The 15,402-nt window shown below is 34.7% G+C and carries 13 protein-coding genes; 7 read left to right on the top strand and 6 right to left on the bottom strand.

Annotated features, from left to right (window positions below; genetic code table 11):
• The first annotated feature begins 146 nt into the window (after positions 1-146).
• On the top strand, positions 147-794 hold the full coding sequence (locus QCD85_RS04915) for a hypothetical protein (protein WP_273615025.1): 648 nt from the start codon (positions 147-149) through the stop codon (positions 792-794).
• 113 nt (positions 795-907) lie between these two features.
• Here the strand turns inward: QCD85_RS04915 and QCD85_RS04910 are convergent, their stop codons facing one another.
• Positions 908-1,081, bottom strand: coding sequence for a hypothetical protein (locus tag QCD85_RS04910; protein WP_301261808.1), 174 nt, complete (start codon positions 1,079-1,081; stop codon positions 908-910).
• Between the two features lie 215 nt (positions 1,082-1,296).
• A complete protein-coding gene (locus tag QCD85_RS04905) occupies positions 1,297-2,481 on the bottom strand; it encodes an MFS transporter (RefSeq protein ID WP_301261807.1) in 1,185 nt (394 codons plus the stop codon).
• 139 nt (positions 2,482-2,620) lie between these two features.
• Between QCD85_RS04905 and QCD85_RS04900 the strand changes: the two genes are divergently transcribed.
• Positions 2,621-3,514: a LysR family transcriptional regulator gene (locus QCD85_RS04900; RefSeq protein WP_301261806.1), complete on the top strand. Its 894-nt coding sequence runs from the start codon at positions 2,621-2,623 to the stop codon at positions 3,512-3,514.
• Between the two features lie 45 nt (positions 3,515-3,559).
• Here the strand turns inward: QCD85_RS04900 and QCD85_RS04895 are convergent, their stop codons facing one another.
• On the bottom strand, positions 3,560-4,561 hold the full coding sequence (locus tag QCD85_RS04895; RefSeq protein WP_301261805.1) for a cation diffusion facilitator family transporter: 1,002 nt from the start codon (positions 4,559-4,561) through the stop codon (positions 3,560-3,562).
• Between the two features lie 274 nt (positions 4,562-4,835).
• Between QCD85_RS04895 and QCD85_RS04890 the strand changes: the two genes are divergently transcribed.
• On the top strand, positions 4,836-5,315 hold the full coding sequence (locus tag QCD85_RS04890) for a hypothetical protein (protein WP_301261804.1): 480 nt from the start codon (positions 4,836-4,838) through the stop codon (positions 5,313-5,315).
• A gap of 93 nt (positions 5,316-5,408) precedes the next feature.
• Here the strand turns inward: QCD85_RS04890 and QCD85_RS04885 are convergent, their stop codons facing one another.
• Together QCD85_RS04885 and QCD85_RS04880 are read right to left on the bottom strand one after the other, a co-directional pair.
• Positions 5,409-7,961 (bottom strand): diguanylate cyclase domain-containing protein, encoded by a 2,553-nt coding sequence (locus tag QCD85_RS04885; RefSeq protein WP_301261803.1) that lies wholly within the window; start codon positions 7,959-7,961, stop codon positions 5,409-5,411.
• 41 nt (positions 7,962-8,002) lie between these two features.
• Entirely contained in the window at positions 8,003-8,605 is a 603-nt protein-coding gene (locus QCD85_RS04880) for a biliverdin-producing heme oxygenase (protein WP_301261802.1), read from the bottom strand.
• Between the two features lie 813 nt (positions 8,606-9,418).
• Here QCD85_RS04880 and QCD85_RS04875 point away from each other — a divergent pair.
• Together QCD85_RS04875 and QCD85_RS04870 are read left to right on the top strand one after the other, a co-directional pair.
• The gene (locus QCD85_RS04875) at positions 9,419-9,703 is read left to right on the top strand and encodes a hypothetical protein (protein WP_301261801.1); all 285 of its coding nucleotides are present in this window, start codon (positions 9,419-9,421) and stop codon (positions 9,701-9,703) included.
• Between the two features lie 204 nt (positions 9,704-9,907).
• On the top strand, positions 9,908-10,372 hold the full coding sequence (locus QCD85_RS04870) for a hypothetical protein (RefSeq protein ID WP_301261800.1): 465 nt from the start codon (positions 9,908-9,910) through the stop codon (positions 10,370-10,372).
• Positions 10,373-10,520: 148 nt separating this feature from the next.
• Here QCD85_RS04870 and QCD85_RS04865 read toward each other — a convergent pair whose 3' ends face one another.
• The gene (locus QCD85_RS04865; RefSeq protein WP_301261799.1) at positions 10,521-10,766 is read right to left on the bottom strand and encodes a helix-turn-helix domain-containing protein; all 246 of its coding nucleotides are present in this window, start codon (positions 10,764-10,766) and stop codon (positions 10,521-10,523) included.
• Positions 10,767-11,044: 278 nt separating this feature from the next.
• Here QCD85_RS04865 and QCD85_RS04860 point away from each other — a divergent pair, with 278 nt between their 5' ends.
• Both QCD85_RS04860 and QCD85_RS04855 read left to right on the top strand, forming a co-directional pair.
• Positions 11,045-11,932, top strand: a complete 888-nt coding sequence (locus QCD85_RS04860; RefSeq protein WP_301261798.1) for a DUF4007 family protein — start codon at positions 11,045-11,047, stop codon at positions 11,930-11,932.
• Between the two features lie 2 nt (positions 11,933-11,934).
• A complete protein-coding gene (locus QCD85_RS04855) occupies positions 11,935-15,402 on the top strand; it encodes a hypothetical protein (protein WP_301261797.1) in 3,468 nt (1,155 codons plus the stop codon).

The raw sequence follows: 15,402 nt of genomic DNA, 5'->3' as shown, positions 1-15,402 counted from the left end.
CTGTTCAAATTGTACTTTGGTGTTGTTTCAAGCATATAGTAGATTTAATTATTTGCATAATAGAATGATGTGATACCAAATGCTACATGATACGTATATAGGATAGATAGTCATCATTGTAACTTTGAAATAAAGGTGGGAATCTCTTGATTAATCTACATGCCAAATTACAGCTTAATAAAATAAATACAGCCTCCAAATCATGGTTTCAAAAAATAAATTGGGCAGAAATCTATCTTGCTGTTGTAGGAGCGATACATCGTGTAGTAGTAGAACAACCTCGCAAATGGACAGCTACCCGTCAACAGCAAGCCGATCTTCCAGTATCCCAAATTCGGCAATTGCCTTTGCAAGCAGGCGATATTCTGTATACACCTAGTTCAGAATCTACGTACTATGCAGGGCATATGGGCATATTAGGGGAAGACGGCAAAGTATATCATGTGCACCCGTATGGCCCTGTATTTTCAGATTCAGTCGAATGGTATATCAAGCGATTTTATGATCAAGATCGATTTATCGTATTTCGTCCACAATCACCACAAGCGGGGCAAGCCGCAGCATTATGGGCACAAGAGCATTATCAACAAGTCCAAGCGTATCGTCTGAATACGAATTTGGATCAGGTTGAACGGAGTTACTGTTCGAAATTTATTTATCAAGCGTATTTATTTACATCTGGAATCAATGTATGGCCCCGTCCGTTGAAACTTGGCAATCATGGTTATATTTATCCTTTTCGAATTATGCGCTCCAAGCATTTGAAAATCGTAGGTAGTTTCTACAGAGGATAAAAGTGATTGTTTGTAAGAATATTAAAATAGTCATCAAAAAAAGGCTTCCTACCATCAGCAATGATGATAAGGAAGCCTTTTTACTATACAAATAATGATGCCAGGCAATGATGTTACAGCAAGTGAATAGGGGTCTGATATAAGTTGAGCAATGCTATACCTAATATAAAACTACTGGTAGATAGCCATAAGACAGCATACCGCCCTTGCAATACCTGTTGCTTTGTAAAATAAATCGCTGTGATAACAAATAGTAGACTCAAGATCATCCATAATATAGGTAACATAGGTAGAACCTCCATTCACAATTGTGACTATAGGACTGACTAAATAGTATATTCAGTATAGTAGCCGACCATGAACAAGATATATCGTATAGCTTAAAATCACCTAAAATCTAACTGAATAGGATACTGCATCTTGATTGGAAATATCTATCCGAAATCATGCGATATAAAAAATTTGTCTGAAGAGAATAGCATTTACTATGAATCAAGCACTATCAAGCACTTTTGTTGGCAGTTGCAACTACAGGCTTGTGCTTCATTACATCTTTGGCTCCGTTACCGATACAACATTGCACAATAATCATCAGTACAATCATTATACCCAGACCCCATTGTGCAGTGATAAAGCTTCCAGAGTGATCAAATAATAACCCTACAATCAATGGGCCGATTGCGCCCAGTGTATAACCACCGCTTTGTGTCATCGCAGACCACGCATTCGCTTCACCTGCATTATGAGCTTCTTGAATCGGTAGCATAAGAGCTAAAGGGAATAATCCACCTGCACCAATACCAAGAATCGCTATCGCTAACCAGGGAGATACAGGCAAGTGTAATGCCAATAGTCCGATGATTTCCATAACACTACATCCGACTAACCACCACGCACGTTTACCGAATGTACTCACTCCAATTGGAATTAAAAAACTGATCGGAATCTGAATAATTGTAAATAAAGTCATCATATAACCGGCTTGAATTTTACTGTATCCTGCATGTGCCATCATAGGAGATAACCATGTAGTCAATGAATAGAATATCGCTGCCATTAAGCCGAAGAAAATCGTTAACAGCCAAGCTTTTTTCTGACGTAAAGGTAAAGACACCGAAGCTGTAATTGTTTTAGATTGAGGAACGCGAGCTAATCGCAACCAGCTCAATCCTGCGACAATCGCTAAGATCGCCCAGAACGATAAAGAGTATTGCCAAGAACCGCGTAATACTTGTTGTAAAGGCACTGCTAGACCTGCTGCTAATGCTGCTCCGATAACAAGCGATACCGAATAAACACTGACCATAGCCGCTGGATTAGGGAAATACTGCTTAATAAATCCAGATAGTAAAGGGCCGATTAATCCGATTCCAATCCCTGCGAGTAAAGCACTACTCATTAAGATCACAGTCGAATCAGCCATCAGACGTAACAGAGTAGCAAGTCCTATCAATAATAAGGAAAAAGTAATCACTTTTTCCAATCCCCATCGCTTGCTCCATGATAGAGCAAGTGGAGCGAATAATCCCATACATAAAACAGGCAAAGTTACTAAAAGACTGGCAGTTACACCTTGAATATGAAGATCAGCTCGTATATTTTCCAGTAAAGGAGAGATCGATGTAATCGCAGGGCGCAAGTTAAGAGCCGCTAATAATAAAAGAATCGTTAAATATCGTATACGCATTGGAAAGCTCCTTATCTATATTAAATATGAAGAATTAGATATAGTATAAGAAAAGAATAACGATTGTACCATACTATTGTTTCTATTATTATGATAGTACAAGGCTATGATTTAATTAGAACCATTCAGGAGGTTGACGATGGAATTACGCCAACTGCAATATTTTATAACCGTATGTGAAGAATTACATTTTACCAAAGCTGCTGATCGACTAGGCATCTCTCAACCGACATTAAGTCAACAGATCAAAGTGTTAGAAGACGAATTGAATACGCCTTTATTTGATCGGATTGGCAAAAAAATAAGAATTACAGAAGCAGGCAAATTACTTCAACAATACAGCACACAGATGTTACGTGATCTACAAAATGCAAAAATGTCGATTGCTGAATTACAGATTAATCAACGTGGCACATTACGAATCGCCGTATTGCCGTCTGATCTGGATTATCGGATGGGATCGATTTGGATCGCATTTCATCAATTACTTCCTAATGTGCGCTTAGAGATTATACCTACAATTGAAATTCAAGATATGGTATTTGAAGATAAAGTAGATATTGGGATCGGATTGGCTGCTTTACCGGATCAAAGGTTAGTACAGATTCCTTTGGGTACTGAAAGTTATAGTTTGTTTGTGCCTGCAAATCATGCACTGGCTCAACGTGTAGAGATCGAATTAGAAGAACTGTTGCAGTTACCTTTAATTTTGTATCCTGTAGGTTTTGTCGGTCGCAAATTACTTGACGATTGTTTTCAGTCGAAAGGGTGGAAAGTACAGACGATGATGGATAACGGATCAGCCGCGTCTCAGCTACAACTGGTCAAAGCAGGTATCGGATTCAGTATTCATCCTCATGCGTTACTTGCGGCTCTGTCAGATGATGAACTGACCGCGATTCCGATTGTAAATCATACGCCTGTACGAAGTATCGAACTGCTATATCGGACAGATCGGTATATGAGCGCCGCCGCTACGATGTTTATTTCATTAATTGAAAAGCATTTTGCAGAACAAGCCAAAAACCTCTAGTTCGCTGTTCACTCAACAGTTCACTAGAGGTTCTATCTTACCTTTTTATTTTAATACATCGGCTTGCTTGTTACCCCAGCTATGAATACCATCATCTTCTATAATAGAGATCGAAGCATCAGCAATATCGGGATTAGTCATCAACTGCTGTTGAACACGCAACTTGATATCATCAGCATCGGCAAGTGTAAGTCCTTTGTGCAGTTCAATCAGACCTTCTACATGATAATAACGTCCTTCTTGAATAATACGCATCATCTGAATATCAGCGACTTGTTCATCAGCAAGAATCATCTGTGATACTTTGTCTTCGATATCTTTGGGCGCTGCAACACCGATCAGCCCGATCATATTGTCATATCCGACGCGGAAAGCAACTGCGATCATCAATAGACCGATCAATGTAGTCACCATACCATCAAGAAGTGCAAAGTTAGTTAGAGCAATAACAACAACAGAAATTAGAGCAAACAGAGCGCCAAGTACTGCTACAATATCTTCATAAAAGACAAGGCGTGTAGGTGGAGCCGCACGTCCTACATTTTTAAAAGCCGCTGGCATCAGTGCAAAGCCTTTCGCTTGTGGTGCGCGAGCTTCTTTCAAAATTTCTTTCATCGCTTTGATCAGAATCGCTCCATCGATCAAAATATTAAGTACCAATACCGCAATATTGATCCATACGCCACCAGTATGAGCGACTGGATGTTGCAACAAGTGAATTCCCTCGTGAATCGTCTCATATGCCATAATCGTAACTACAATAACGGCTATCATACAGAAGATATTAATCACCCGTCCGAAGCCTGTAGGGAAGCGAGGTGTAGGCTTTTTCTCAGACAATACACTACCTACAAATACGAATCCTTGATTGACCGCATCGGCAAGTGAGTGCATCGCGGAAGCGAACATTGCGCCACTTCCACTAACCAAAAAGGCACCGCCTTTACAAATCGCCAGCACAGCATTACCGATCATCGCTACAGCCGAAGAGGTATTTCCTTTTTTCACTAAAGACATCAAACTTTCTTTTTCTGGTTGTTCAGCCACTTCGAGATAGCCCCCTAATCTTGTCTATGTATATGGTTTGGATCAAGCCTTTCAATCTGTATTAATACACTGTTTCTCAACAGACGAAACGCTTTTCCACTTTGTATAATAACGTCTGCAAACAAAGGATACAAGCAATGAAATGTACGATATGATACTGCGAACATAATCAATAAGTCGTTAATAACATATAGATTGGATATCACCAAACTAGCAATGATAGAATAGAGTAGAGCACGTACAGAAGTAAGATACAGCAGAAAGGAGCCTACATATGAACCGGGAACGAAAGATACAATTGATAGGAACGATGATGACGAGTCTGGTGTTATTATTAGTACCTTTGTTCACCAATATCTATTATCCTATCTGGTACTATACAGGGTTGCTATGCTTAATGGGGCTAGGAATATATAGAGAAGTAGCTTACAAGCGATACGAGAAAAAAATTTATCAGAAGTGGAATATAGCTCGTCAGCGAGGATTTGCTTTTCATATGATCTGGCAAAGTGCGCGCGCGGCACTTTTATTAATAGGCATGGTGATTTTATTTCAACTATTTAGCTATGGATTAGTATGGAGCGAATGGGTACTGCTATTGACCCCTACGACACTAATCGCAAGCCTTATTATTGTGGTTACTTTGGGAGTTATAGCAGGTATCTATTCATGGACAGAAAATGAAAAAAGATATCGTGAGATCGAGCAAGACGATAGTAAATATTCGATTCATCAAAAGCAACATTCTTTGTGATAACAGCAAAATTTGCATATCAAAAACCCCTTTGTGATCTATCCTACTGAATCAAGGATAGATCTAAAGGGGTTTTGTAATTAAGCTAGATGATTATTCACCATCACAGCAGAAAATTTGATTTTTTCCTTCATTTTTGGCTCTCATCAACGATCGTTCAGCCTGATCGATCATGTCAGAAGGACGCATAGAAGAAGTAGGAACAACAGATACACCACCGATTGTAACAGTCATAAATTCACCGGAATTCGAAGTGTCTCTTGGAATTTGTAGAGCGAGCACACTCTGGCTGATTTCTTGTGCAAGACTTTTGGCGTGTACCTGATCTGATCCTAATAACATCATTGTAAAAGCACCACCACTAAAGCGAGCAATGGTAGCATCATGGATACTACCTATCATAGCTAATACATCGGCTACCCATTGTAGACACAGATCGCCACCATTGAGACCATGAATTGCATTATAAGCTCGTAGATCATCCAGATCGATTAAAAATACAGTCAGATATTGTTGCTCTGCAAGCGCAGTATCCCAGTTCAACTCTAGCGATTTTTCAAAAGCAGGTCGGTTAGGAATATCTGTTAATGGATCAGTAGCTAGATAGCTGTGCAATTGATCAGACATGGTAGAATACGCTTCAGCCTGCTCAATATTAGAAGCCACTAGACGAGCAATCATCATAACGGATGGTTTACCACCATACGTAATCGAAGTTAATGTGACTTCCAATTGCATCATATTCTGATCGACATCGATAAAGAATCCGTTGGTCGAGATCAATTGAACAACATTTTCCTGCAATTCATCCAGACTTTTTTGCATATCATCTTGAGACTGCTTACCGATATATTGTGCAAACTCTTTGCCGATTAACGCCTGTGTAGTTTTGGCGCCAAACAATTCGGCTGCTTCACTATTAGAATAAATAATTTGCCCGTTTGTAATCGTCATAAAAGCGACAGGAGACAATTCCATCAATTGCAAATAACGCTGTTCATTTTGCCGTAAAATACGAGCATTTTGTAGCGCTAATTCTTCTACTTGTTGCAATTGATTTTCGGTTTGCCGATGCACAATCGTTTTGAGTTCAGGCAAGATATTAATTTCTTTGGCTTTCCAAGAAAATGAAGTAGATTGCACAACCTGTCTCCATTTCTCAAATGATTTACGCGGAGAAAGGCGCATACCATCATCGTCTTGAATAACAGCTTTGACTGGATCTCCTGCCCAATCTACTATCTGAAGTACTTCAGGACGGAACCAGATAATATAATTTTGTTGCCCTGGAGAAAGAGCAAGATAGAGCGCTCCAGATGCTTTTTCTTTGTAAGCTTTGGCAGGTTCATAGTCCAGACTTAGACGAGAATTTGCATAGACATGATTTTTGGCTTTGCTACCTAACCAACCCGCTAATTCACGAATTTGTCCAGCCGTAGGTGTCTGTCCGTATAACAATAATTTATCCTGATAACTAATAGCCGCTCCCGAAGCGCTCATAAGGTTAAGCAACGTTGTTTCTTCTTCTTGCAGTTGTTCAATAACGCGCACAAAGCTTGTATTTCCGATAAAAACATCCGCTATTCGTGAAGCCTGACGACGCATAGCTAGTTCAGATTCATAATCATCGATCTGCTGACGTTGGTACAATTCACTAGAGAAGAACGAACCTAGAAAATTACACAAATTACGTACACGATGCGGAATATATTTAGGTGAATAATGATGACACGTAATCAGTCCCCATAGCTGATTATCATGAATCAGTGAAATCGTAACCGTAGCGCCCACACCCATATTATGCAAATATTCAATATGAAGAGGCGATACACTGCGTAGAATCGATAGACTTAGATTAAGTGGCTTGCCTGTTACCGGTTGTACAGTTGGAATAATTTCTACCGGTGTATAATGGACATCGACAATCGTACGTAACCAGTTACGCAGATACAATTCACGAGCTTGCTTCGGAATATCAGAAGCAGGATAGTTATGCCCTAGAAAAGGTTCAAGCGCTGTCTCTTTCGCTTCAGCAATAACTTTTCCATTCCAGTTCTCATCGAATTCATAGATCATCACACGATCATAACCGAGCATTTCTTTGATCTGTTCTGCTGCCACCTGACTCGCTTCAAATCGGTTTTTGGTCTGTTTCACCCGTCCGAAAAAGGCACGAATCCATTCAAAATCATTCACAACAGTAGATTCATCAATCGCATCCAGTTCGAACTCTAAAATAATCAGTCCTTCACTTTCATGCAAAATCACAAAAAATTCAGTGCTTGTATCCTGTAGATTAATCATAAGACGCGTATATTGGAGATCAGAAGTAGATTCTGTACTAAGATCATATTGAAGTAAGGAGAGAAGTTGTTCTTCACCGATCAGTGAAGCTAGTGGCTGACCTAGCAATTCTTCGGCTTCAATACCAAATAAAGTCATCGTATTACGACTAGCTTGTACAATCGTATGCTCATTATCTTTGGTTATGGCTAACAATACGCCATGAGGTTGAATTTGCCCGGGAATATGAATCGGTTCTTTATCGCAATTGGTCAGATCGATCGGTTCCTGAGTGGTAAATTTACCTTCTGTTAAAAGCGTACGATTGAGCAAATCATATTCATTGTTTTTTGAAACTGACATTAGTTGGTTAGCCTCCTGTATATCATGATGTCATTACTGTGCTAGTTCGGATCGGTACTTAACCATAGATCAAGTAATCTGAATGTTTCTTTGGCGGTATATATGATTTGTTCTTTATTTTCTTCTGTTACACCAGCTTGTAGCAATAGATCGCGGAAAGCCGACCATTGTTCACGAGTCTCTGCACCATAAGCGTTAAAGTAATGCAGACCCCCTTCAGGATCAACCGGCAAAAACTTCATTAATTGCTTGGTAATAATTTGTCCACCCAGAGTAGACCCTTCAATAACATAGAAAGCTCCATACATGTGTGCAGGTGTCGAAATATCCGGCAAGTCTGTACATAATGGCAATTGTTGAATCTCTTCTGTTGTCATACCTAAGTGAATCAAATCTTGTTCCAACAACGGCGATTTAGCACGTACATTCATATCAAACCCAGAATCAGATTCTAGCGCATTCATATGCTCTACAGCTTGTTGTTCTAACGGTTGTAAAAAGCCATAGAACTTGGCAAGATACGTACGGTATTCATCCAAAGTGAGCGTTTTCGCCATAATACCTTTAGCATAAAAGTTTCCTTCAATCTGTTCGTGGTATACAGCAGTATCTTTGCGTAAACGATCTAGTAATTCAATTGTCATTTATCATCTCACCTTAATATCAATTAATAAGTTACTTAACAATAAGTTATGAAGCTATATATCCTAACATCTATATCAAATCTTGCTGTGATCCAGAAGGTCCTCACCATAGTACGTCAACAGAATGGAAAAAGTGCGATAGCTGGGGAGTTAAAGTATAGTACAAGCATGCAATGAATACAACAAATTGAGGGTCACGCTATTGGGTTTCTTCTATATAATGGCGAACGATTTGCTTGATGTCGTTCTATCTATTTTATCATGTTGTAGGTACTGGATGAAAGTGCTGTTTAAGTGAAATCAACCAATTATAGTCTGTTAAAAGTGTCGAAAATTTGAAATATAGGTATACCGATCCAAAAATAAATAACGATGCTTTTCGGTGATTTTTTTTGTTTTTCTATAGATATGAGCATTGGATATATGTGTTTTAGTTATTTTACGCTTAAAAGAGTAGAAAGGGATTAACAAAAAGCCTGCTTCGTTTCTCTGGTCAAAGAGCAAGAAGTAAGCTTTTTTAAAGTAGTAGTACGTAGTTGTAGAGTAGGTAAGTGGTATAGACAGGTAGGCATAAAGTTATTGTTATTGTTTTCGTTTCAGATAAGAAATAAAGACAACAAATCCATACACAAACAGCCCGAATAATCCTAGCATTACCACAAACAACACAAACGGCAAAATTGCTCCCCACGCCATAATGACCCTCCTTACATGGTTGCTTTTATACTTTATTTCATTTTATAGTAAAATAAGTAAAAAGATAAGTGTAGGTCCATAAGAAATACATAGAATATGCAGTAAGGAGGTTATATGATGTCAGATGTATCTGGTTTGGTATTAGTCATACTCTTTAATGTGATGGTGTACGGATTAGCTATATGGGGAATTATTCGTATGATCTATAAACGTTCCAAGCACCCTGCACACACGCTTATGTTCTTGTCGGTGATCTTTTGTGTAGTTATCTTTACAGCGAGTATGATACAGAAAATCATGTATCGCGATTGGACGATAAATGTAGGTACATTAGCGCCAATGATGGGGGTGTTTTCGATTTATATGGTGAGTCGTAGAGAGAATCGCGTAGAGTTGAAATAAATCCAAAAAGAAAGTGATCCCATAAAGAGATCACTTTCTTTTTATTTATTATTTTAATTGAAAAGTAACCATAGATAAAATAGGTTCATTCGTATAAAAATCTAAGTATTGTTCCTGACCACTTGCACTAGCAGTTTTCCTATCTTTTATATTTCTAATCGTTGCTCTTATTGTGTTATTTATATTAAAAAAATGGATGTTCATTTGAAAAGTATGACGAAAGAGTACATAGTAATTTCTGTTTTATTCATTGTTGAACTATTCTGGCTTAATGGCATAGCTGAAATGACTACTTCTCCGAGTCGCAACAACGGTAATGGGAATGTCGCTTATTTATTTTGGCCACCTTTTATACTATTAGGACTCTATTTGTGTATACATATATATTTATTTTATTTGCGAACAATCGATTGGACATTAAAAAATGCTGTGAGATTATTGATCATATCGGCAATCATTAATAGTATATCCATTGTGGCAGAAATAGTATGGGTACGTCATATGTTAAGGTCTCTTGATGCTATGCAACAAGTTAGCGCAGAGCATACGAATACTATCTATTTAAATGTATGGACTTTATTAATTGCTCTTGGATTGAGTAGTATGATGGCTGGGTTTAGATTGTGGAGAAAAAGTAGAAGTGTGAGAAAGATAAATAACTATAATTAATACATTATTTATAAAAATTGGGATAATCATATATTATTATAAATGTTATTTTAAAGTGCAATAATCTTCAAAAATATAACTCAGATAAAGCAAATAAACTTATGCACATGATGTGTATAAGTTTATTTTTATGTAATAAAAATAATTTCTATTTTATTTTGTAATAATCTTCTTCGAATAAAAAGACGAGTTCTGAAATTTTCATCTCTAATCCTTCGCATATTGCCAACACTTTAGGAAAAGTGGGATGTTTTAATCCTCTTTCTACTTCACTTAAATAAGATCTATCGATCTTAGCATTTAAAGCCAAGGTTTCTTGACTCATATTCATTTGAGTTCTTTTTCTTTTAATTATTGCACCTAGAATTTGAGTAGAGTTGATTTCATCATTCAATATTTTTAACCCCTTAATACTTTTAAATACATAGTAACTTGTATGAATTGATTTTCTATAGGCTATAGCCTACAAACATAGAATGTGATATTATTTTGTTGTCTATAACCTACGAATTTAATAAGAATTTTTTAATTTTATAAGGAGGGGAAATACAATTCTATGATAAAAGAATATACGTTCCTATAAATTAGTATATTTCGAATTCAAATTGGTGTATAATCATTCCTGGAAGGTAGTGACCAGGAATAGACGGAACCTGAAAGGAAGTAATTGTTATGGCATATGCAAGACATCAAAGTTTTTATCTGAGAGATAAATGGCTTAGTAAGGGTCTTAGAGCAGTAAAACATAATAAAAGATTCTTTTATATAGAAGATTCATTTGAAAAAATAGGATTAGGGAAAAATATGGTAGAAGCTTTAAAATATTGGCTTGTTGCTTTTAAAGTGATAGAAGAAATATTACAAGATGGACAAAAATGCCATAAGTTAACCGAATTAGGCGAAGTTATTTTTAATCACGATAGAGTATTACAGTATAACAGTACTATATCCATTTTGCATTATAATCTTGTTACTAATTCAGATGATCAATCTACAGTATTTGATTGGTTTTTTAATGTATATAAAGAGACTAGTTTTAAAAAAGATGATCTTCTTAATTCTTTTAAAGTATGGGTATCTCAGAGAGAGACAAAAGAGATATCAGATAAATCATTAAAAAGAGATATCGATTGTCTTATTCAATTTTACTCTAAAAAAGCTAATGAAGATGATCCTGAAGATGTTACATTTTGTCCTTTTTATCGCCTGAAATTATTAAATATTGAACCTTCTGCTAGTGAACGTGAGAAAATAAATAAAACTTCACCTGCTATAAATGATATTTCAGTTGAAGCATTATATTATACGTTACTTGATTACTGTAATAAGGAAGATATTCGTTTATTAAGTATTGATGAAATTATAAATAAAAAAAATATGTGGGGTAAGACTTATAATTTATCTCGAAATAAGATTATAGAGGCATTAAACAGATTGACAAATCATGAAATTTATCCAATCACATATGTTAGAACAAATAATTTAGATTATATAAATGTTCCATCTATTTCTGCAATACAATTTTTACAAGAGGAGCATGGTATGGAGGTAAGAGTATAATTATGAGTTTTAAGACAAGTGTAAATATAAAATTTGATATTGGTAATAATGAGTTTATTAAAAGGTATATTGCTACACCTTCTCATGCTGAAGCCTTTAAAGGTATAAGTGAAGGATTTATAAATAAAGATTCTAATAAAGCACATATTATAATTGGTCCTTATGGTACAGGAAAATCATTACTTGCCAATATTATGGGAAGCATAGTGGCAGGTTTAGTAAGCGAGGAAGAAATTCAATCAATTTCTCTAAAGTTTGATAAGGTTGATGAAGGAACGGCAGAAAATTTTAAAAATCTTAGTAAGATAAATCGCCAGTGCTTACCTGTATTATTAAATGGAAATGAAGGAAGATTTAGACAATCTATTCTTTCAGGCATAATAAAATCATTAGAAGATCAGGGTATAAATATTACACTGCCTGGTATAACATCCAAAATTATAGACACTATAACTGTATGGGAGAATGACTTTCCTGAAACTTATAATCTTTTTTGTACAAAACTAAATTCAGATAATAAAGACGTTAAAAAGTGGCTTAGTCAAATTTCAAAGCAAAATGAACAAGAAATTAGATATTTTTCTGATTTGTATCCTAAATTAACATCAGGTGCTAATTTTGATATTAATTATGATTATAGTTTTATGTCACAGTTAGAGTTTTTAAGTGGAATTTTACAACAAAATAATTTTGGAGTATTTATTGTATATGATGAATTTGCTCGATTTTTACAATCTTTAACTTCTAGTAAATTTAATGAAACAATGCAAGATATTCAAGATCTTGCTGAATTAACAAATCGTTCTGAATCTTTACACATTTTATTGATTACGCATAAAGGATTACGTCAGTATTTTAATAATTTTAGTGAAGAAATAGCTAGTGAATTTCAAAGAATTGAAAAAAGATTCAAACAATATTTTGTCAAAAGTGATCAAGCTACTTTTTTAAGAATTGCTGAAATCATTGTATCTGAGAATATTGAAAAGAGAACTGCAATAAGTGAAAGTACATTTGAACATACTCAAAAAGAACTTAAAAAGTATACTTTATTTCCAAGTCTAAATCAGACTGAAAGAGACGAATTAATTACTCAAGGAATGTATCCACTTCATCCGATTTCTCTATTTATGCTCCCACAATTAACAAGTGTTTTTGGGCAAAATGAGAGAACATTATTTACATTCTTAGAGAGCCAAGATAGTGGCGGACTTATTAATCATATTACAAAATCCAATAGCTATTATTTACCTCATCAATTGTTTGATTATTTCTTTACAGACTTCAATGATATTCGAAGTGGAGATACTTCAGAACAATTTATATTTTTTAAAAAAGCAATTGCTAGAATTCCAAGTGAATTAGAAAGTAAAGATTTAGCTATTCATATTACTAAGTTTATTTCTTTATGGAATATATGTAATCTTCAAAGTGAACAAGCTTTAAGTAATGATTTTTTGGCATTTGCTTTAAATACACATTATTATGAAATTGAAGATATGATGAAGATTCTCGTTGAACATAAAATACTAAGGTTCAATAGAGTTAATAATTACTGGGAAGTTTTCTCCGGTAGTTTTGTAGACTTAGAAGAGCGATTACAAAAAGAAAAACAAATAGGAATTGTAAATCAACAATCAAAATTTAATATATTATATAAAAATCTAAAGAAAAAATATTATCTTCCTCAAAGATATAATGATGAAAAAGGAATGACAAGATTTGCTGCAATTGAAATCGTTGAGGCAAACCACTTTCTTGAAGAAAATATGAGTTTAAGAAATAAAAATTCTGATTTTATAATTTATTATGTTTTGCAAGATAAAGAATCTTCAATAGCTGATATTGAAAGTAAAGCATTGAAAATTAGCGAAGATCACAAAAATATTGTATTTATTCATTCTGATCCTTATAAAGTCATTGATGAATATGTAAAAGATGTATATTTCTTGGATCAATTAAGTAAGGACAAAAATTTGATATCAGAAGATAAAGGACTTATAGAAGAAATAAGAATTTTGATTAATGAATCTAATTTTTTAATATCCGATTATTTAAATGAAATAAACAAATTTTCTGAAGAATCAATTTGGTACATTAACGCACAAAAAACCAAATTTGCAAGTGAAGTTTCACTTAGTGAATGGTTATCTACGGAATGCGATGATAGATTTAGATACACTCCAGTTATATTAAATGATTCTTTTAATAGAGCTATAGTATCAGGACAGCAAAAGAACGCCGCAATTAAATTAATTAATCTAATGCTGAAAAACCCATATCAATCTCAATTTGGGATTGAAGGAAATGGACCTGAATACTCAATGTATGCTTCTATATTTAAAAATAATGGAAGATTAGATCTAAATATTAATAATTTAAATTATGAAAATATAGAATATGAACCATATTCTATATTACGGAATAGATTAATTGAATTATTAGATACTCAAACTTCTGGAAGCTTACAAGATATTATCGATTTATTTACATCTAATGAATTTGGAATAAGAAAGCCTATTGTTCCTGTATTATTAGTTGCATTGTTAAGAGATCGTTGGAATGAATTCATGCTGTTTAGTAATGAAATGTTTGTTCCTGGACTAAGTGGTGATAAGTTATTTACTATTATTAATGAAATCGGTGCGGATAAATACGATTATAAATACGATAGAATAGATAATGATCTTATTGAGTTTTTCGGGAAAATTGAAGTGAGCTTTTCTGAATATTTAGAAGATAGATTAAGAGGTCAATCTAGAACCTTATTTACAGCAGGAACATTAATGAAATGGGTTAGAGGATTACCTAGACTTACTCAAGTTTCTAATAATATTGCTGAGGATTTTAAATGGTTTAGAGATTGTATTAAACGATCTGAAATTAATCCTCAAGAAAGCATGTATTTGATTTTTGAGAAGTACCAAAATAATTTTGAACAAATAATATCTTTTAAAGCATATGGAGAAAGTTATATTGGAATGGTAAAAGAACAAATTCAGAAAGATATATTTGAGCTTCTTCAGCTTCAAAAAATAATTGATATAGAGAATTGGTTGTCCAATTACAGTGAGTCAAGTAACCAAAATAAATTAGTGAGAAGTTTGAATTATGTTGTTAAGAATAATTTAGGTGAGGACTGGATTAATAATTTTATCAAAGAGTATGTGGGAGCTAAGTTAGAAGATTGGTCAGATATTACTTACAATCTACTAATTACTCAGCTTCAGCAAGATCACCAAAAGTTAGAGGAAACTTATAATGATCTAGATCAAAAAAATGATGGTATTATTATAAAAGTTGGCGATCATACGAAATTTATTAATAAAGTTGAATTATCTGTGAAATCTAAAGTTGTGTATGATAATGTAGAAAGAATGATAAATTCTTCTGGGAAAAATATTTCTCGTCAAGAATTAGAATATTTAATGTATAAATTGTTTGATAAGTTTGTTAATGAGGTGGGATAA

This window comes from Paenibacillus sp. PsM32 (assembly GCF_030433815.1).
In the GTDB taxonomy this organism is placed as follows: Bacteria; Bacillota; Bacilli; order Paenibacillales; family Paenibacillaceae; genus Saccharibacillus; species Saccharibacillus kyungheensis.
The sequence above is the reverse complement of the archived record's forward strand: the minus strand, read 5'-3'. Positions and strand labels throughout refer to the sequence as shown.

Bases quoted from the DNA above. Each gene is read 5' to 3' on its own strand.
- QCD85_RS04910 (WP_301261808.1), bottom strand. From the start codon at position 1,081: ATGTTACCTATATTATGGATGATCTTGAGTCTACTATTTGTTATCACA.
- QCD85_RS04905 (WP_301261807.1), bottom strand. From the start codon at position 2,481: ATGCGTATACGATATTTAACGATTCTTTTATTATTAGCGGCTCTTAAC.
- QCD85_RS04900 (WP_301261806.1), top strand. From the start codon at position 2,621: ATGGAATTACGCCAACTGCAATATTTTATAACCGTATGTGAAGAATTA.
- QCD85_RS04890 (WP_301261804.1), top strand. From the start codon at position 4,836: ATGAACCGGGAACGAAAGATACAATTGATAGGAACGATGATGACGAGT.
- QCD85_RS04885 (WP_301261803.1), bottom strand. From the start codon at position 7,961: ATGTCAGTTTCAAAAAACAATGAATATGATTTGCTCAATCGTACGCTT.
- QCD85_RS04880 (WP_301261802.1), bottom strand. From the start codon at position 8,605: ATGACAATTGAATTACTAGATCGTTTACGCAAAGATACTGCTGTATAC.
- QCD85_RS04875 (WP_301261801.1), top strand. From the start codon at position 9,419: ATGTCAGATGTATCTGGTTTGGTATTAGTCATACTCTTTAATGTGATG.
- QCD85_RS04860 (WP_301261798.1), top strand. From the start codon at position 11,045: ATGGCATATGCAAGACATCAAAGTTTTTATCTGAGAGATAAATGGCTT.
- QCD85_RS04855 (WP_301261797.1), top strand. From the start codon at position 11,935: ATGAGTTTTAAGACAAGTGTAAATATAAAATTTGATATTGGTAATAAT.